This is a genomic window from Pseudomonas sp. IT-P12 (assembly GCF_949767465.1).
Taxonomy (GTDB): Bacteria; Pseudomonadota; Gammaproteobacteria; order Pseudomonadales; family Pseudomonadaceae; genus Aquipseudomonas.
The window spans coordinates 347241-366293 of the sequence record NZ_CATKPY010000011.1; the positions used below are offsets into that span (position 1 = coordinate 347241).

A 19053-nucleotide genomic window follows, 5' to 3' on the forward strand; every position below is an offset into this window, starting at 1 on the left:
CCAGCTTCCGAAGGGGCTCTGGATTGCGGGTTTCAGGACTATGCTCCTAACCATTCAATCCCTTCGAGTACCCCTTGCGGCGCCCTGAAAGGTTGAATGACCTAACAATAATAATGGGGGAAGGTCTATGAGTGAGCCTGTCATGGGTGTGGGTGCCAGCCGCCCGCCGGCACTGCGCAAATTCGCGTTGCTGGCCACAGCGCTCTCGCTGCTGGGCTGCGCCGTGTGGTCGGCTCCTGTGCTGGCTGCCGCCGCGCCGTCATCCGACGTTATCTATTCCGTGGAATCGGCCAAGGCCAGTAAAAGCCTGATGCTCGACGTCGTGCACGCCGGCAAGCGCCTGGTGGCGGTCGGCGATCGCGGGCACATCCTGTACTCCGATGACCAGGGCGCCACCTGGACCCAGGCCAAGGTGCCGACCCGGCAACTGCTGACCTCGGTGTATTTTGTCGATGACAAGCACGGCTGGGCCGTCGGCCATGACGCCCAGATCCTCGCCAGCGAAGACGGCGGCGTCACCTGGACCAAGCAATTCGAAGACCTCACCCGCGAATCGCCGCTGCTCGACGTCTGGTTCCAGGACGCCAACAACGGCTTTGCCGTGGGCGCCTATGGTTCGCTGATGGCGACCACCGACGGCGGCAAGCACTGGGAAGACGCCAGCGACCGCCTCGACAACGAAGACCAGTACCACCTCAACGCCATCGCTGCGGTCAAGGATGCCGGGCTGTTCATCGTCGGCGAGCAGGGCAGCATGTTCCGTTCGGCCGACGGGGGCCAGACCTGGGAGAAGCTTGAAGGCCCGTACGAAGGCTCGCTGTTTGGCGTGATCGGCACAGCCCAACCCAACACGCTGCTGGCCTACGGCCTGCGCGGCAACCTGTTTCGTTCCACCGACTTTGGCAGCACCTGGGAACCGGTCGAGCTGAAGGCGGCCCGCGGCGCGCTGGAGTTCGGGCTGTCGGGCGCTACGCTGCTGGATGACGGTTCCATCGTGATCGTCGGCAACGGTGGCAGCGTCGTGCGCAGCAACGACGACGGCGAAACCTTCAGCGTATTCAACCGTCCGGACCGCATCTCCGTTTCTGCGGTGACCGCGGCAGGCAACGGCAACTTGATTCTGGCAGGACAGGGCGGCGTTCGCGCTACTTCGCCAACCGGCTCAGAGCTGGGCAAATAATAAGAAGGGCGGAGCTATGACATCCATGACAAGCCATCACCAGGACAAGGCGACGTTTCTCGAGCGCCTGATTTTCAATAACCGCCCGGCAGTGATCTTCATCTGCCTGCTGGTCAGCATTTTCCTGTTCTGGCAGGCGACGCTGATCCGGCCGTCCACCAGCTTCGAAAAAATGATCCCGCTGGAGCATCCGTTCATCCAGAAGATGATGGAGCACCGCAACGATCTGGCGAACCTGGGCAACACCGTGCGCATCTCGGTGGAAGCCACCGACGGTGACATCTTCTCCAAGGAGTACATGGAGACGCTGCGCCAGATCAACGACGAGGTGTTCTACATCTCCGGCGTTGACCGTTCCGGCCTGAAGTCGCTGTGGAGCCCGAGCGTACGCTGGACCGAGGTGACGGAGGAGGGCTTTGCCGGTGGTGAAGTGATCCCGCAGAGTTACAACGGTTCCCAGCAAAGCCTCGACCTGCTGCGCAATAACGTGCTCAAGTCCGGTCAGATCGGACGCCTGGTGGCCAACGACTTCAAGTCGAGCATCGTCGACATCCCGTTGCTGGAGTCCTACCCGGACCCGCAGGACCAGGGCAAGTTGCTGGCACTGGACTACCGCAAGTTCTCCCACGATCTTGAAGAAAAGATCCGCGACAAGTTCGAAAAACAGAACCCCAACGTCAAGATCCACATCGTCGGTTTCGCCAAGAAGGTCGGCGACCTGATCGACGGGCTGGTGATGGTGGTGATGTTCTTCGGCGTCGCCTTCGTCATCACTCTGATTCTGCTGTATTGGTTCACCCACTGCATGCGCAGCACCGTGGCGGTGTTGAGCACGACGCTGGTCGCGGTGGTCTGGCAACTGGGCCTGATGCACTTCTTCGGCTTCGGCCTCGACCCGTATTCGATGTTGGTGCCGTTCCTGATTTTCGCCATCGGTATTTCCCACGGCGTACAGAAGATCAACGGTATCGCCCTGCAGTCGAGCGAGGCTGATAACGCGCTGACGGCGGCACGACGTACGTTCCGTCAATTGTTCCTGCCGGGGATGATTGCGATCCTCGCGGACGCGGTTGGCTTCATCACGCTGCTGATCATCGATATCGGTGTGATTCGCGAACTGGCCATCGGTGCGTCCATCGGTGTGGCGGTGATCGTGTTCACCAACCTGATTCTGTTGCCGGTGGCGATTTCCTACGTCGGCATCAGCAAGCGCGCGGTCGAGCGCAGCAAGAAGGACGCGCACCGCGAGCACCCGTTCTGGCGCCTGCTGTCGAGCTTCGCCAGCCCGAAAGTCGCTCCGGTTTCCATTGCCCTGGCACTGATCGCCTTCGGTGGCGGCCTCTGGTACAGCCAGAACCTGAAGATCGGCGACCTCGACCAGGGAGCTCCCGAACTGCGTCCGGATTCACGCTACAACAAGGACAACAACTTCATCATCAGCAACTACTCCACCAGTTCGGACGTGTTGGTGGTGATGGTCAAGACCAAGGCCGAAGGCTGTTCGCACTACGAGACCATGGCGCCGATCGACGAACTGATGTGGAAGATGCAGAACACCGAGGGCGTGCAGTCGGCGATTTCCCTGGTGACCGTGTCCAAGCAGATGATCAAGGGCATGAACGAGGGCAACCTGAAATGGGAAACCCTGTCGCGCAACTCCGACGTGCTGAACAACTCCATCGCCCGTGCCGATGGTCTGTATAACAACAGTTGCTCCCTGGCGCCGGTGCTGGTGTTCCTCAACGACCACAAGGCCGAGACCCTCGACCGCGCCGTCCATGCGGTGCAGGAGTTCGCCAAGGAAAACAACAAGGATGGCCTGGAATTCATCCTCGCGGCCGGTAACGCCGGGATCGAGGCGGCCACCAACGAGGTGATCAAGAAGTCCGAGCTGACCATCCTGATCCTGGTGTACATCTGCGTGGCGGTCATGTGCATGATCACCTTCCGCTCCTGGGCGGCGACCCTGTGCATCGTCCTGCCGCTGGTGCTGACCTCGGTCCTGGGCAACGCCCTGATGGCCTTCATGGGCATCGGCGTGAAAGTCGCGACTCTGCCGGTGGTGGCATTGGGCGTGGGGATTGGCGTGGACTACGGCATCTACATCTACAGTCGCCTGGAAAGTTTCCTGCGCGCCGGCTTGCCGTTGCAGGAGGCGTACTACCAGACCCTGAAGTCCACCGGTAAAGCGGTGCTGTTCACCGGCCTGTGCCTGGCCATTGGCGTGTGCACCTGGATCTTCTCGGCCATCAAGTTCCAGGCCGACATGGGCCTGATGCTGACCTTCATGCTGCTGTGGAACATGTTCGGGGCGCTGTGGCTGCTGCCGGCACTGGCGCGGTTCCTGATCAAACCGGAGAAACTGGCGGGGCAGAAGGGCAATTCGTTGTTTGCCCACTGATCCCGGCCTGAAATGAAAAAGCCGCAACCCAGGTTGCGGCTTTTTCATGTCTCGAATTCATGCTGACCCAATCGGGTGGGAGCGCGCAGGCTCCCTCCCACAGGGATTTGTGGTGCCGGGGGTCAGGCCGGATCGCTACCCAACACCACATGCAGCGCGCTGCGCGCATCATCCAGCTGCACCAGCGTCGCGTGCCGCGCACCCAGGGCGTCACGGTTCTCGATGGCGGTCAGGATCGCCTTGTGGCGGGGCAGTGCCAGTTCATGCAGGTTCGGGCGCTGATTGGAGTGCTTCAAGGCCTCGGCAATTGCCACCGCGAGCATGTTGCACAGGTTGGCCAGCAGGTCGTTGTGGGTGGCATCGGCGATGCGGCTGTGGAAGTCCAGGTCCGGTTGCAGCAGGGCTTCGGGGGTCGGCGCGGTCTCCATGCGTTGGTAGGCTTCACCGATGGCGGCAATGTCGGCGTCCGTGGCGTGCTGCGCGGCCAGGGCGGCGGCGGCCGGTTCGATGATGCTGCGAACGCTGGTCAGCAGGTCGAAGAATTCATTTTGCGGGCTGCTTTGCATCAGCCAGTGCAGCACGTCCGGGTCGAGCATGTGCCACTCCTTGCGCTGCTTGACCACCGTGCCGACCCGCGGACGGGAATACACCAGGCCCTTGGCGACCAGCACGCGAGTGGCCTCGCGCAGTACCGGCCGGCTGACCGCGTACTCTTCGCACAGCAGGGCTTCGGCGGGCAGTTTGTCGTCCGGCTTGAAGCGCCCGGAAACGATCTGCATGCCCAGTTCCTGGACGATGCGCGAATGCATGCTCTTGCGGTCGGAGGGTTTGCGGTAGTCCATGGGGAACGGCGCGATCCTGTGCGGGGGGATATGCCGCGCATGATAGCAGGCACGGCACGGTCTTGAGGCAGATGCAGAACATATGTGGGAGCGGGCTTGCTCGCGAAGACAGTGTGCCAATCAACACATGGGCGACTGATACACCGCTTTCGCGAGCAAGCCCGCTCCCACAGGATGGGGGCCATCCCTTGGAAGAGGGTCAGTGCGAGTGGCGCGGCACTTCGGCCCCACGGCAGCCGACCAGGAAGTCAAAGTCGCAACCCTGGTCCGCTTGCAAGACATGGTCGATGTACAACTGACGATAGCCGCCCACCAGCAACTGTTGTGGCGGTTGCAGGTCGGCCATGCGCGCAGCGAGTTCGGCATCCGGAATGTCCAGGTGCAGGCGGCCGCTGGCGCAATCCAGTTCGATCCAGTCACCTTCCTTCACCACGGCCAGAGGACCGCCAGCCGCCGCTTCCGGCGCCACGTGCAATACCACGGTGCCGTAGGCGGTGCCGCTCATGCGCGCATCGGAAATGCGCACCATGTCGGTCACACCCTGGGCCAGCAGTTTGGCCGGCAAGCCCATGTTGCCGACTTCGGCCATGCCCGGATAACCCTTCGGCCCGCAGTTCTTCATCACCAGGATCGAGCTGGCGTCCACGTCCAGTTCCGGGTCGTTGATCCGGGCCTTGTACATGTCGAAGTTCTCGAACACCACGGCGCGCCCGCGATGCTGCATCAGTTCCGGCGTGGCCGCCGAAGGCTTGAGTACGGCACCGAGCGGCGCCAGGTTGCCGCGCAGCACGCAGATCCCGCCATCGGCCCGGATCGGGTTGTCGAGGGTACGGATCACTTCGTCTTCGCCATAGATCGGCGCGTCCTTGGTGTTCTCGCCCAGGGACTTGCCGTTGACCGTCAGGGCGTTCGGGTTCGGGATCAGATTCGCTTCACCCAGGCGTCGCAGTACGGCAGGCAGGCCGCCGGCGTAGTAGAACTCTTCCATCAGGAAACGCCCGGACGGCTGCAGGTCGACGATGGTCGGCATGCCACGACCGATGCGGGTCCAGTCATCGAGGTCCAGTTCAACGCCAATCCGTCCGGCGATGGCCTTCAGGTGGATCACCGCGTTGGTCGAACCGCCAATCGCCGCGTTGACTCGAATGGCGTTTTCGAACGCTTCCTTGGTGAGGATCTTCGACAGCCGCAAGTCTTCACGGACCATCTCCACCGCACGCATGCCGGACATGTGCGCCAACACGTAGCGGCGTGCGTCCACCGCTGGAATCGCCGCGTTGTGGGGCAGGGAGGTGCCAAGCGCTTCGGCCATGCAGGCCATGGTCGAGGCGGTGCCCATGGTGTTGCAGGTGCCCGCCGAACGGGACATGCCGCCCTCGGCCGCGAGGAAATCGTCGATGGTGATGGTGCCGGCCTTGACCTGTTCGCTCAGTTGCCAGACCACGGTGCCCGAACCGATGTCCTTGCCCTTGTGTTTGCCGTTGAGCATCGGCCCACCGGTGACGACGATGGCCGGCACATCGCAACTGGCGGCGCCCATCAGCAGGGCCGGGGTGGTCTTGTCGCAACCGGTCAGCAGCACCACGCCGTCGATCGGGTTGCCGCGAATGGCTTCCTCCACGTCCATGCTCGCCAGGTTACGGGTGAGCATGGCGGTCGGGCGCAGGTTCGATTCACCGTTGGAGAACACTGGAAACTCCACCGGGAAACCGCCGGCCTCGATCACGCCGCGTTTGACGTGCTCGGCGATCTGGCGGAAATGCGCGTTGCAGGGGGTCAGCTCCGACCAGGTGTTACAGATGCCAATGATCGGCTTGCCATGGAACTGGTGGTCGGCGATGCCCTGATTCTTCATCCAGCTGCGGTACATGAAGCCGTTCTTGTCGGCCGTGCCAAACCATTGGGCGGAGCGCAGGGTGGGTTTCTTATCAGACATGATCGATTCTCTTATTGTATGACTATATTGTTCGTGCTGACCCGTACCATAAGCGCAATTTCTCCGCTTTGGAAGTGTTGCTCGATTAAATAGTATTACTATATAGTCGCTTTCACTGGAGGGATGGCCCTGGCGATTTTCGCGAGAGGCGTCCCCCGAGGTTCCATAACAACAACAATCGGAGACCGATCTCATGAGCCAGGAATTGCGGCTTATTCGTCGCATCACACTCAAACTGATTCCCTTCCTGATCCTGCTGTACCTGATCGCCTATGTGGATCGCTCCGCCGTGGGTTTTGCCAAGCTGCACATGGGCGCTGACATCGGTATCGGCGATGCGGCCTACGGCCTCGGTGCGGGGCTGTTCTTCATTGGCTACTTCCTGTTCGAGATCCCCAGCAACCTGATGCTCGAACGCTTCGGCGCACGACGCTGGTTTGCGCGGATCATGATCACCTGGGGTGCCATCACCATCGGCATGGCCTTCGTCCAGGGGCCACACAGCTTCTATGTGATGCGCTTCCTGCTGGGCGCCGCCGAAGCCGGCTTCTTTCCGGGTGTTCTGTACTACATCACCCAATGGTTCCCGGTGCGCCATCGCGGCAAGATCCTCGGCCTGTTCATCCTGTCCCAACCGATTGCCATGCTGATCACCGGCCCGGTGTCCGGTGGCTTGCTGGGGATGGACGGGATCCTCGGTTTGCATGGCTGGCAGTGGCTGTTCATCGTCATCGGCACCCCGGCGATCTTGCTGACCTGGCCGGTACTGCGCTGGTTGCCGGATGGTCCGCAACAGGTGAAATGGATGGACCAGGCCGAGAAGGACTGGCTGGCCGGCGAGCTGAAAAGAGACCTGGCGGAATACGGCCAGACGCGTCATGGCAATCCATTGCATGCGCTCAAGGACACCCGCGTGCTGCTGCTGGCGCTGTTCTACCTGCCGGTGACCCTGAGCATCTATGGCCTGGGCCTGTGGCTGCCGACACTGATCAAACAGTTCGGCGGCAGTGATCTGGTCACCGGTTTCGTCTCCTCGGTGCCCTACATTTTCGGGATCGTCGGCCTGTTGATCATTCCGCGCAGTTCCGACCGCCTGAATGATCGCTACGGTCACCTGGCGGTGCTGTATGTCCTGGGGGCCATCGGCCTGTTCCTCAGTGCCTGGCTGACGTTGCCCGTGCTGCAACTGGCAGCATTGTGCCTGGTGGCATTCGCGCTGTTTTCCTGCACCGCGGTGTTCTGGACGTTGCCGGGCCGTTTCTTTGCCGGTGCCAGCGCGGCGGCGGGGATTGCCTTGATCAACTCGGTGGGCAACCTCGGCGGCTACATTGGCCCGTTCGTGATCGGTGCGCTGAAGGAATACACCGGCAATCTGGCGTCGGGACTCTACTTCCTGTCCGGGGTGATGGTGTTCGGGCTGATCCTGACCGGCGTGGTGTATCGCCAGCTGGAGCGCAAGCATGTATTGCCGGCGGATCAGTTTGCCGCCAGTGCCCGCCGGAGCTGAATACGGAGCACCTCCACCCCCTGTGGGAGCGAGCCTGCTCGCGAAGGGATATCACATTCAATATTCATGCTACTGAAACACCGCTATCGCCAGCGGGCTCGCTCCCACAGGGATAGGCGGTGTTGAATCAAACAGGAGAAATTCATGCGTCTGGTTCAATTCGAATTGGTTAACGGTGAACGCCGGGTCGGTGTGGTCGAGGCCGGTCTGGTGCGCGAAGTACAGGATGCGCACACGGTGCGCGACCTCGCCCTGGCGGCCATCGAAGCCGGGGTCAACCTTGAGCGGCAGGTCAATGCACTGGGCCTGGGCATCAGCCACGAATACGCCGAACTGTTGGCCAAGCTGCGCATCCTGCCGCCGCTGGACCATCCGGACCCGGCGCACATGCTGGTCAGCGGCACCGGCCTGACCCATCTGGGCAGCGCCTCGGCGCGGGACAAAATGCACCAGCAAGCCGGCGACGAAGCGGCGATGACCGACACCATGCGTATCTTCAAGTGGGGCGTGGAGGGCGGCAAGCCGGCGGCGGGCCAGGCCGGCGTGCAGCCGGAATGGTTCTACAAGGGCGACGGCAGCATCGTCGTGCGCCCGGGCCAGCCGTTCCCGCTGCCGCCATTCGCCGAAGACGCCGGTGAAGAACCGGAGATCAGCGGCCTGTATGTCATCGGCCACGATGGCAAGCCTTATCGACTGGGCTTTGCGGTTGGCAACGAGTTTTCCGACCACGTCATGGAGCGCAAGAACTACCTGTACCTGGCGCACTCGAAATTGCGCAGTTGCAGCTACGGCCCGGAACTTCGGGTCGGTGAACTGCCTCAACATCTGGCGGGCACCAGCCGCATCGTGCGTAACGGCGAAGTGTTGTGGCAGAACGAGTTCCTGAGCGGTGAGGCGAACATGTGCCATAGCCTGGAGAACCTCGAATACCACCATTTCAAGTACAGTCAGTTCCTGCGCCCGGGTGACGTGCACATTCACTTCTTCGGCACAGCGACGCTATCGTTTGCCGACGGCATTCGTACGCAGCCGGGTGATGTCTTCGAAATCAGTCAGGCCGAGTTCGGCGCACCGTTGGTCAACGGTATTGCACCGGTTGAAGCGGTCTTCGAACCCGGCACCATCGGTACTCTTTAAGGAAACCCCCATGAGTCAGCTACTGGGTCACAACTACATCGGCGGTTCGCGCAGCGCGGCCGGCACGGTCAAACTGCAAAGCGTCGACGCCAGCACCGGCGAGGCGCTGCCAGGCACGTTCGTGCAGGCTACGCCGCAGGAGGTGGATGCCGCCGCCAAGGCCGCCGCTGTGGCTTACCCGGCGTATCGCAGCCTCAGCGCCGAGCGCCGCGCACAGTTTCTCGATGCGATTGCCGATGAGCTGGACGCCCTGGGCGACGATTTCGTCGCCGTGGTCTGCCGCGAAACCGCGCTGCCGGCAGCACGGATTCAGGGCGAGCGCGGTCGCACCAGCGGCCAGATGCGTCTGTTCGCCAAGGTCCTGCGACGCGGCGATTTCTACGGCGCGCGGATCGACCAGGCCTTGCCGGAACGCAAGCCCTTGCCGCGTCCCGACTTGCGTCAGTACCGCATCGGCCTGGGTCCCGTGGCCGTGTTCGGCGCGAGCAACTTTCCGCTGGCCTTTTCCACGGCGGGCGGCGACACCGCTTCGGCCCTGGCCGCCGGTTGCCCCGTGGTCTTCAAGGCCCACAGCGGGCACATGGCGACCGCAGAACAGGTTGCCGACGCGATCATCCGTGCTGCGGAAAAAACCGATATGCCGGCCGGTGTGTTCAACATGATCTACGGCGGCGGGGTCGGCGAGGCGCTGGTCAAGCATCCGGCGATCCAGGCAGTGGGCTTCACCGGTTCGTTGCGTGGCGGCCGCGCCCTGTGCGATATGGCGGCCGCCCGGGCGCAACCGATCCCGGTGTTCGCCGAGATGTCGAGCATCAACCCGGTGATCGTCCTGCCCCAGGCACTGCAAGCGCGCAGCGAAACCGTTGCCCGTGACCTGACGGCGTCGGTGGTCCAGGGCTGTGGCCAGTTCTGCACCAACCCTGGCCTGGTGATTGGCATTCGCTCGCCGCAATTCAGTGCGTTCGTGCAGCAGGTGGCGGGGTTGATCAACGATCAGCCGGCGCAAACCATGCTCAACGCCGGCACCTTGAGCAGCTACGGCAAGGGGCTGCAAAAGCTCCTGGCGCACCCGGCCGTGACTCATCTGGCCGGCAGTGCGCAGCAGGGCAATCAGGCGCAACCGCAATTGTTCAAGGCAGATGTCGGCCTGCTGATCGATGGCGATGAAGTGTTGCAGGAAGAGATCTTCGGCCCGACCACGGTGTTTGTCGAAGTCGCCGACCAGGCGCAGTTGAGTGCAGCCTTGCACGGCCTGCACGGGCAACTGACGGCGACGATCATTGGCGAGCCTGGCGATTTCGAACAGTTCGGCGAGCTGACGCCGTTGCTGGAGCAAAAGGTTGGGCGGATCCTGCTCAATGGATACCCGACCGGTGTCGAAGTCTGCGATTCGATGGTCCACGGCGGCCCGTACCCGGCCACCTCCGATGCGCGTGGCACGTCGGTGGGCACCCTGGCCATCGACCGTTTCCTGCGCCCGGTGTGCTTCCAGAACTACCCCGACAGCTTGCTGCCGGACCCGCTGAAAAACGCCAACCCACTGGGCATCCAGCGGCTGGTGGATGGACAGCCGTCGCGTGAGGGGTTGTAACGGCTGAAAACCGCCACGTCGCAACACGATTCAAGGGTGGGAGCGGGCTTGCTCGCGAAGCGGTCTATCAGTCACATCATCGGCGACTGACACTACCTCTTCGCGAGCAAGCCCGCTCCCACCTTCGTTCTATGTTGGTCGCAGCATCGGGGCCAGCATCACATTGAGCTATCATTGCGTCTTTACCGATAAAGACGACTGCCATGACTGCCGTAACCCACACCTTGCTCGCCGCCCTCGAAACCTGCGACATGCTGGAAATCGACGGGCTGCACGCCTTCGATTTCTCCCTTGATGAAGAGGACCAACTGCACATCGAATGCATGGACGGCCGTGCGCTCAAGCGTTGGGTGTTCAATATGGCGCAGATTGAAGCGGCGACCTTCGATGCCACCCTGCAAAGCTGGGTCATCAGCGGTCAGTCCGGTGAGCACCGCCTGGTCTGTCTGGACGCCACGGGTGGTGACAACGAGGATGATGTGCATGAGGATGCGTAAGCTCTGGCCGCTGTTGATGGCCGGCAGCGTCGGCGCCATGGGCGTGCAGGCAGCACCTGCCGAGCACTACCAGGTGTTGGTGGGTTCGTACACCGCGGGCCAGAGCCAGGGGATTTATCGCCTGGATTTCGACAGCGTCCGCGGCCAGCTCGAGGCCAAACCACTGCAAGTGGTCAAGAGCGAAAACCCGTCCTGGCTGACCCTGTCCAAGGACCTGCGTTACCTGTTCGTGGTCAACGAAAACGGTCCGGGACAGGCCGACCCGGTCGGACGCGTCAGCAGCTATGCCATCGATCCCAAGACCCACGCGCTGAGCCTGATCAACCAGGTGCAGAGCCTGGGCAATGAGCCGACCCATTCGAGCCTCAGCCAGGACGCCAGCCACCTGTTCGTCAGCAACTATTCAGTGGCTGAAGACCCGGGTGGGACCCTGGCCGTGTTGCCGCTGGGCACCGCTGGCCAACTGCGGCCCGTGGTGCAGATGAGCAGCCATCCCGCCAGCCGGGTCAACCCCGAGCGGCAGATGTCGGCGCATGTCCACTCCACGGTGTCGTCGCCGGATGGCCGGTTTGTGTTCTCCAATGACCTGGGCGCCGACAGGGTGTTTGTCTATCGCTTCGATCCCAAGGCCAACCCGGACCTGCCGCTGGTGCCCGCCGACCCGGCGTTCGTGCAATTGCCAGCGGGCAGCGGTCCTCGGCATTTGCTGTTCAGCGACGATGGCAAGCATGCCTGGCTGACGATGGAGATGAGCGCACAGGTCGCAGTGTTCGACTACCGCGACGGCAGGCTTGAGCAAACGCAGAGTGTCGACCTTGCCGCTGGGCAACCGGTGTCGGACAAGGCTGCTGCCGCGCTGCATGCCTCGGCCGATGGGCGCTTTCTCTACGTCAGCAACCGTGGCACCGCCAACCAGATGCTGGTATTCGCCATCGACCCCGCCACGGGCCACCTCAAGGAGCTGCAGCGTCGTTCGGTGGAAGGCGATCACCCGCGCGAGTTCAGCCTCGACCCGAGTGGCCGCTTTCTGCTGATCGCCAACCAGAAGAGCAATCAGATTGTCGTGATCGAACGCGATGCCAAGAGCGGCCTGCTGGGCAAAACCGTCCAGAAACTGCCGATGGATGCCCCCAGCGACTTGAAATTCCTGGTGCGTCAATAGACCGCAGGCCCCGGTTGATGGGGCCTGTAGCTTTCTATCAATGTCAGTGATATGCGTTAGTGCTACAAAAGATTTCAACGCACCAACCTCGAACGTTAAGTTTGCTCCACGGCCTTAACCGGCAAGCAAGCCCACTGACTACGAGGAATACCCCATGAACTTCAATCTCTTCTCCATCATCGCCGCTTCCGCCATCTCCGCCACCGTTGCTCTGCCAGCCAGCGCCAACGTGGAAATCAGCGATAAAAAAGCCCACACCCAGAGCTACACCCAGAAATACCTGCAACAGAGCGCCAATTTCTACGCCGCACTGGATCACAAGACCCAAGCCTGAAAGCCAGGCACTGCACCCTTTATGCAGGAGCGAAGTCACTTGATTGAAACCCGAGTGATGTCGCTCCTGCATAACGCGTTCACGACACTGTCACAGTGCTATCAGTGCAATGCTTGATATCACATGGCCATGTGTTTAGATTTGTCGCTGACGTTCTGACTCCTTCCCCCCATAAAAAGGATCGACAGTATGGCGATGCGTCTGGCCGTAGTTCTTCTCTGCCTCTATTCAACTCCCATCCTATCCGCTCACACGCCCATTCCGGGCGAGCCCGATGCTGCGCGCGAGCGCATGATAAGTTTTATTGAAGGCTGATATAGACTGGCTCAATGATCAATAAAGCTGATGGTCACTATGGATAACCCTGAGTGGTTATCACTGCTTTTTTGATCGATTCTGTGGACATCGAAACATGCCCACGGAGAACATCATGGCCAGCAGCATTCTTACTTCAGCCAAATACGGCGCCTACCTGGCCATCGGTCTTTACGTGGCGCTGGTGTTGGTCGTCAGCCTTTCGGCGCAATCTCAACGTGACATGGACGCACCGATCCAGGTCGCTCACCCAGGCATCCAGTTCGAACATCGCGTGCAAAACGCCGTGGTCGATCACGTCGACGCGGCGGGAGTGGCAGGGATATGAAAGGGGTCAGACTCTGGGTCGTTGCCTTCCTGGCGTTCATGACCAACGGGCCTTCGTTGCTCGGCTTCAGCCACGGCTCCGCAGGCTCGGTCGCGCGGTCGATCGAGGCCAATCACAACCTAGCGCACAACATTGAAACCGCCAAGGCCATGGGCTTGCTGGCCGGCAATCCGCCGGTGAAACGCCAGGGCGATTTCTTCGGTCCTTTCCAGATCGATTGCTCGGCGGTGCAGATGTGCGAAGTGTTTGCTTGAAAGGTTATTTTTTCATGATCGCGGTGAACAGCGCCGAGTCCAGAAATCCCTGCAGCCAACGCTGCAAGCGCCGGTAAGGGCTCTGCGCGAACCACTCGCGATCGACATGCGCGAACTGCCGGATGAACGGCATCAGCGCCACGTCCGCCAGGCTCGGCTGAGTGCCCAGCAAATAGGCGTGCTGCGCCAGCAACTGCTCCAGCTTGCTCAGGAATCGCTCACCTTCGCCCCGATAGAACACCATCGGCTGCTCGGGGTAGCGTTCGGCATATTTGTAGCGATTGAGGTGCACCTTGAACACCTGGTCGTTCTCTTCGATCAATGCCGCCATTGACGCTTGCCCGACGGGGTCGTCCCTGAGCAGCCAATCCTGCGGGTCGTGCTGCGCCAGTGCCCAGTGCATGATCGCCAGGCTTTCATCGATCACCTGGCCATCGACGTTCAGCACCGGCACCGTGCCTTTGCTCGACAACGCCAGCATTTCGGCCGGTTTGGCCTTCAGGCTGACTTCGACGATGTCCAGCGCCACCTCCGAGTAGCGCAGGGCCATGCGGGCGCGCATGGCATACGGGCAGCGGCGGAAGGAGTAGAGGGTGATCACTTCACCTCCAGGGTGCTGAGGCCATTGCCCTGGCGCTGCACCTGGATCTGCACCGGAATCCGTTCATGCATTTCCTGCACGTGGGAGATCACCGCGACCTTGCGGCCCTGGGCCTGCAAGCCATCGAGGGCGTCCATCGCCAGTTGCAGCGACTCCGGATCGAGGCTGCCGAAGCCTTCGTCGATGAACAGCGATTCGATCTTGAGCGTGCTCGATGCCATCGATGCCAGGCCCAGCGCCAGTGCCAGCGACACAAGGAAGGTTTCGCCGCCGGACAGCGAATGCACCGAACGCAGCTCATCGCCCATTTCCGTGTCCATCACCAGCAGGCCGAGCATGCTGCCCCCACGCTTGAGGCGGTAGCGCCGCACCAGTTGACGCAATTGCACGTTGGCGTGATGCACCAACAGATCGAGGTTGTAAGCCTGGGCAATCTTGCGGAAGGTGTCACCGGTGGCGGAGCCGATCAACGCACTCAGGCGCGCCCAGCGCTGATACTCGGCATAGGCTTGGGCGATCTGTTGCGCCAGTGCCTGGTTGGCGTTTTGCCGGCGTTGATCCTCGGCCTGTTCGGCCCGTAGCTCAGCGCACAGCTGTTCGCTGACGGCAAACTGCTGTTGCAGGTCGGCCAGCGCGCTGGTCAGTTGCTCGGCGTCGAGGTTGCCATTGTGCTGCGCCTGATGACTGGTAAGCCGGTTGTCGCGCTCCTGCAGCAACACCTTGGCCTGTTCGATGGCCTTTTCGTTCTGTTGCAGACGCTGGCGCAACTCACCAAGCTGCTGGTCGTCGATGCCCAGCAGTTGCTCAAGGCCGCCGTCATCCAGTTCCGGATGCCGTGCACGCCAGTCGCCGATGCTTGCGCTCAGTTGCAGATCTTCAGCTTCCAGGGTGATCAGGCGCTCCTGCTGGGCGTTGAGTTCGGCCGCCAGTTGCACCCGTTGCGTGCGCACCGTTTGCAGGTCCTGATTGACCGTGGTTTCGGCCTGGCGCGCCTGTTCGACCGCTTGATCCAGCGCCTGTTGCCAGTGTTCGGCGCTGCTGTGCTCGCCGAGCAGTTGTGCCAATTGCTGCTGGCAGACCTGCTGCTGATCGGCGAGCGCTGCGAATTGCTGTTGCGCCGCTTCGAGCTGCTGGACGCGGGTCAGTTGCCGGTCCTGTTCCTTCTCCAGCGTCTGCTGGCGTTGTTGCTGCTCGCCGAGTTCGTCACGCTGCTGATCGAGTTGTTCCAGGCGCTGGGCGATCTGTTGATCCAGCTGCATGAAGGTCGCGGCCGGCTCGACGCGCAAGGCCTCCAGGGTGTTGGCCGGGAGCAGGCTGCTGAACGCGTTCAGCTCCTCGTCCAGACGCTGGCGATCGCTGCTCAGCTCACGTTGTTGATTGACCAGGTGCTGGGTCGCCTGCTGACTGGCGGTCTCGGCGCCGCGCAGTTGCTGCTGCAAGCGTGCGGCGTCCTGCTGCAGGGTCAGCAGGGCGGTCTGCCGTTGTTCGTCCTGGCTGATGCTCTGGTTCAATTGGCTGTTTTGCTGGGCCAGCCAGGCATCCCGCCTGGCGTGGTCCTGGTTGAACAGCTGCGTGGACAACGGGTGCGCCTCAAGCTCCGACGCCAAGCCCTGTTGCTGGGTGAGCAGGTGTTCCTGCTGTTGCAGCAGTTCCTTTTGCTGGGCGATCACGCCGCCGACCTCGGTGCGCAGGTCGGTGAGCTTCTCCTTGAGCGAATCCACCGCTTTCTGCGCGTTGGCCTGTTCGCTTTCATCATGGCGGCCGAGGCTCTGCAGCAGTGCTTCGGGCTGGTGGTAGGGGTGATCCGGGCTGCCGCACACCGGGCAGGGCTGATCATCCTGCAATTGCGCGCGCAGTTCTTCGACGCTGGCGCTGCGGGCCAGGCGCTGACGTTCGAGCAGTTCGCGGGTGACGGTCAGGGTCTGCTCGGCGACTGCCAGTTCGTTACGGGTTTTCACCCCGTCCTGGGTCAGGCGTTCGCGTTCCTGTTGGGCGCTGGCCTGGCGTTGTTGCAACTCGGCCAGGCGTTGGTCCAGAGCCTGCTGGCTGCTCCAGAGTCGCATCAGCTCTTCGAAGGCGCGCAGCTGTTTGCGGTTGTCCTGCAACAGGTTGCCGAGCAACTGGATCTGTTCCGCCACTGCTTCCGGTTCGGCGCCGGCTTCCTTGTACAACACTTCCAGGTGTTGCTTTTGCGCGGTCCATTCTGCGCTGGCAAGGCTGGCGTTCTGCTCCAGCGCGGGCAGTTCGGCCTGACCTTTGTTCAGGCGATTGCCGATCAGCACCAGCTGCTGCAAGCGGTCACGGTAAGCGCTCCAGGCCTCGCTGATCGGCGCCAGCGGAGTGCTTTGCTCAAGTTCGGCGGCAATCTGTTGCAGGCGCTCGGCCACCCGTTGCTGCTGGTCAAGCAAACCCTTGAGGGTGTTTTGCCCTTCGCTGCAGGCGTGTTCGGCTTGCTGCCTGAGGTCCGCGCTGAGGCCGGCTTCGCGGGTCAGGCGGGCCAGGGTGCTCTGGGCTTCAAAGGCCTGACGCAACAGCGGGGCGCTCGAACGGTGCAGCCCTTGGGCTTCGGTCAGTGCGGTTTGCGCGGCGCTCAGGCTCTGTTCGAGTTGCGCCTGGCGCGTTTGCAAGGCCTGTTCCTGCTGAGTGTGCTGCTGAATCTGCGCCGCCAGCGGCGTGAGCCGGGCCCTGAGTTCGCTCTGGCGGGCAAACTGGTGGCGTTGCGGCGCCAGTTGTTCCAGGCGAGCCAGGGTCAGGCGTTCGCCGGCCAGGTGTTGCCAGTCCTGCTCGGCACTGGCCAGTTGTTCGCGGGCGCTGAGCAGTTCGTCCTGCAATTGGCCTAGCTGTTTCAGCCAGGTGTGCTGCTGCTCGAGTTGCTTGAGTTGCGCCTGTTGGGTCTTGAGCTGCTGCTGCGCCTGGTTGAAGCGCTCATCGAGTTCGGCACGCGCCTGCGCAGCCAACGGGGTGACGCCGGTGGCTTGATCCTGCAGTTGCTTGTGGGCCTCGCGCGCCTCCTTGGTCTTGTCGAAGGCACGCCGGCCCAGACGCGTATAGAGCGCGGTGTCGGTGAGCTTTTCCAGCAGCTCGCTGCGTTCGTTGTCGTTGGCCTTGAGGAAGGCACTGAACTCACTTTGGGCCAGCAATACGGCGCGGGTGAACTGTTCGAAATTCAGGCCCAGCACCGATTCGAGTTGAGTCTTGAACTCGACTTTCTGACTGGCGAGCAGTTGATCCAGGTCGATGTCGCGCAGGCTCTGGCGGCTGGCCTGCAACTTGCCGCCGGCCTTGTCCCGGGCGCGATTGGCTTCCCAGCGCGCCCGGTAGCGGCGGCCGTCGATCCCGACAAAATCCACTTCGGCGTAGCCTTCGCCGGTGCCGCGACGCAGCAGGGTGCGTGGGTCGCCGGTGCTGATCTCGCCGTCGGCGTCCGGCGCCTTGGCCGATGCCTGGGCATTGCTCAAGCGCGGAACGGCACCGAACAGCGCCAGGCACAACGCATCGAGCAAGGTGCTCTTGCCGGCGCCAGTCGGGCCGGTGATGGCGAACAGCCCGGCGCTGGCCAGGGGTTCGGCGGTGAAGTCGATCTCGAAGGGCCCGGCCAGCGAGGCGAGGTTTTTCAGGCGGATGGCGAGGATTTTCATGGCTGCTCGCCCTCCATCTGCACGTCCTGCAGCAACTCGGCAAAGTCCTTCAGCGTTTGCTCGTCGACCTCACTGCCATAGTTGTCCTGCCAAGCGCGGCTGAACAGTTCCTGGGGCGTGAGCTGGTCGAGTTCGATCAAGGCCGCGCCGTCGTCGACGCCATCGCGACTGCCGCTGCCGGCGTATTCGGCGGCAATGCGCACCAGGCGCACGGCTTTGCCTTGCAGGGCCGTTTCCACTTGATTGCGCAGGTCGGGCTGCGGTTCGTCGAGACGAACCCGGACTTCCAGCCACGGCTGGCGCTGGATGTCCGCCAGCAGGTCGACGTTGGGCAGGTCGGCCAGTTGCAGCAGGATGTCGGCCAATGGGGCAGGGCCGATGCGTTGCAGGTTGACGGCGCGGGGAATCAGCCGGGGCTCGACGCTGACCAGGGTTTCGCCATCGAGCTGGATGTCGAGAATCTGGTGCTGATAGGCGATTTCCGAGAAGGACAGCGGGATCGGTGAGCCGCTGTAGCGAATGCGTTCTTCACCGTTGACCTTTTGCGGCTTGTGCAAGTGGCCGAGGGCGACGTAGCTGATGCTGGGGCCGAACAGGCTGGCGGGCAGGGCTTCTGCGTTGCCGATGATCAGGCTGCGTTCGGAATCTTCCGATACCGAACCGCCGGCCATGTGCGCATGGCTGATGGCGATCAGGGCCTGACCCTTCTTTCGCCTGGCGTTGGCGGCTTCGATCAGCCATTCGTGCACCTGGCCGATGCCGCGCAGGTAGTCGTCGCCCAGATGGGCGCCGGTGACTTCGGCCGGGCGCAGGAAGGGCAGCGCCAGGCACCAGGCCGCCGTTTTGCCTTTGGCATCCGGCAGTGGCAGCAGCAGGCGTTCGACGTCGAGTTGGCCATCGTCCAGCCACAGCACACGACCCAGCGCATGGGTGCGCAAGCGACGCATCAGCGGCGCGGGCAGTTCGATGCGCGAACCGGAATCGTGGTTGCCGGCGATCATCACGATGGTCAGCTTCGGTTGTTGTTCGTGGGCGCTGACGATGAAGTCGTACAGGCGCTCCTGGGCTTTGACCGGTGGATTGACCGTGTCGAAGATGTCGCCGGCGATCAACAGCACATCGGGCTGGTTCAGCTTCAGCTGGCGCAATAGCCACTCGAGAAAGCAGGCGTGCTCGAAATCGCGATCCTGGCCGTGCAGGTTCTGCCCAAGGTGCCAGTCGGAGGTGTGAAACAGACGCAAGGCGAGCTCCGTAGGAAATAAGGTCATGGCCGCGAGGAAATGGACAGCGGCGAAAGGGGGAAGAGTTTAAGGGTAAAGCGGGAGTGATA

General features: G+C 62.3%; 15 protein-coding genes. 10 read left to right on the forward strand and 5 right to left on the reverse strand.

The window, feature by feature from the left end:
* Window positions 1-127 precede the first annotated feature (127 nt).
* Complete coding sequence (locus tag ACM6IM_RS04870) at window positions 128-1180, forward strand: WD40/YVTN/BNR-like repeat-containing protein (RefSeq protein ID WP_414864361.1); 1053 nt, start codon at window positions 128-130, stop codon at window positions 1178-1180.
* Window positions 1181-1205: 25 nt separating this feature from the next.
* Entirely contained in the window at window positions 1206-3581 is a 2376-nt protein-coding gene (locus ACM6IM_RS04875; RefSeq protein ID WP_414864362.1) for an efflux RND transporter permease subunit, read from the forward strand.
* A gap of 122 nt (window positions 3582-3703) precedes the next feature.
* On the opposite strand, the gene ACM6IM_RS04880 is transcribed toward ACM6IM_RS04875, so the two are convergent.
* Window positions 3704-4423: a FadR/GntR family transcriptional regulator gene (locus ACM6IM_RS04880; protein WP_192302947.1), complete on the reverse strand. Its 720-nt coding sequence runs from the start codon at window positions 4421-4423 to the stop codon at window positions 3704-3706.
* Between the two features lie 199 nt (window positions 4424-4622).
* Entirely contained in the window at window positions 4623-6359 is a 1737-nt protein-coding gene (locus tag ACM6IM_RS04885; RefSeq protein ID WP_192302945.1) for an IlvD/Edd family dehydratase, read from the reverse strand.
* Window positions 6360-6552: 193 nt separating this feature from the next.
* Here ACM6IM_RS04885 and ACM6IM_RS04890 point away from each other — a divergent pair, with 193 nt between their 5' ends.
* The 8 genes from ACM6IM_RS04890 to ACM6IM_RS04925 all read left to right on the forward strand — a co-directional run bounded on the left by ACM6IM_RS04890 (window position 6553) and on the right by ACM6IM_RS04925 (window position 13484).
* Window positions 6553-7866, forward strand: coding sequence for an MFS transporter (locus tag ACM6IM_RS04890; protein ID WP_414864363.1), 1314 nt, complete (start codon window positions 6553-6555; stop codon window positions 7864-7866).
* Between the two features lie 144 nt (window positions 7867-8010).
* The gene (gene araD1, locus ACM6IM_RS04895; protein WP_414864364.1) at window positions 8011-9003 is read left to right on the forward strand and encodes an AraD1 family protein; all 993 of its coding nucleotides are present in this window, start codon (window positions 8011-8013) and stop codon (window positions 9001-9003) included.
* Window positions 9004-9013: 10 nt separating this feature from the next.
* On the forward strand, window positions 9014-10594 hold the full coding sequence (locus ACM6IM_RS04900) for an aldehyde dehydrogenase (NADP(+)) (protein WP_414864365.1): 1581 nt from the start codon (window positions 9014-9016) through the stop codon (window positions 10592-10594).
* Between the two features lie 203 nt (window positions 10595-10797).
* Complete coding sequence (locus ACM6IM_RS04905; protein ID WP_414864366.1) at window positions 10798-11091, forward strand: DUF5629 family protein; 294 nt, start codon at window positions 10798-10800, stop codon at window positions 11089-11091.
* Window positions 11084-12253 (forward strand): lactonase family protein, encoded by a 1170-nt coding sequence (locus ACM6IM_RS04910; protein ID WP_414864834.1) that lies wholly within the window; start codon window positions 11084-11086, stop codon window positions 12251-12253. Before ACM6IM_RS04905 ends, ACM6IM_RS04910 begins: the two co-directional genes overlap by 8 nt.
* Window positions 12254-12407: 154 nt before the next feature.
* Complete coding sequence (locus ACM6IM_RS04915; RefSeq protein WP_201189902.1) at window positions 12408-12587, forward strand: hypothetical protein; 180 nt, start codon at window positions 12408-12410, stop codon at window positions 12585-12587.
* 430 nt (window positions 12588-13017) lie between these two features.
* Window positions 13018-13230: a hypothetical protein gene (locus tag ACM6IM_RS04920; protein WP_368558581.1), complete on the forward strand. Its 213-nt coding sequence runs from the start codon at window positions 13018-13020 to the stop codon at window positions 13228-13230.
* A complete protein-coding gene (locus ACM6IM_RS04925; protein WP_192302933.1) occupies window positions 13227-13484 on the forward strand; it encodes a hypothetical protein in 258 nt (85 codons plus the stop codon). The genes ACM6IM_RS04920 and ACM6IM_RS04925 overlap by 4 nt, the downstream gene beginning before the upstream one ends.
* 4 nt (window positions 13485-13488) lie before the next feature.
* Here ACM6IM_RS04925 and ACM6IM_RS04930 read toward each other — a convergent pair whose 3' ends face one another.
* From ACM6IM_RS04930 to ACM6IM_RS04940, 3 genes are read right to left on the reverse strand one after another with little or no spacing between them, the layout of a single operon-like run.
* A complete protein-coding gene (locus ACM6IM_RS04930) occupies window positions 13489-14085 on the reverse strand; it encodes a glutathione S-transferase (protein WP_414864367.1) in 597 nt (198 codons plus the stop codon).
* Window positions 14082-17723 (reverse strand): SbcC/MukB-like Walker B domain-containing protein, encoded by a 3642-nt coding sequence (locus tag ACM6IM_RS04935; protein WP_414864368.1) that lies wholly within the window; start codon window positions 17721-17723, stop codon window positions 14082-14084. Before ACM6IM_RS04935 ends, ACM6IM_RS04930 begins: the two co-directional genes overlap by 4 nt.
* A complete protein-coding gene (locus ACM6IM_RS04940) occupies window positions 17720-18964 on the reverse strand; it encodes an exonuclease SbcCD subunit D C-terminal domain-containing protein (protein WP_414864369.1) in 1245 nt (414 codons plus the stop codon). The genes ACM6IM_RS04935 and ACM6IM_RS04940 overlap by 4 nt, the downstream gene beginning before the upstream one ends.
* Window positions 18965-19053 lie beyond the last annotated feature (89 nt).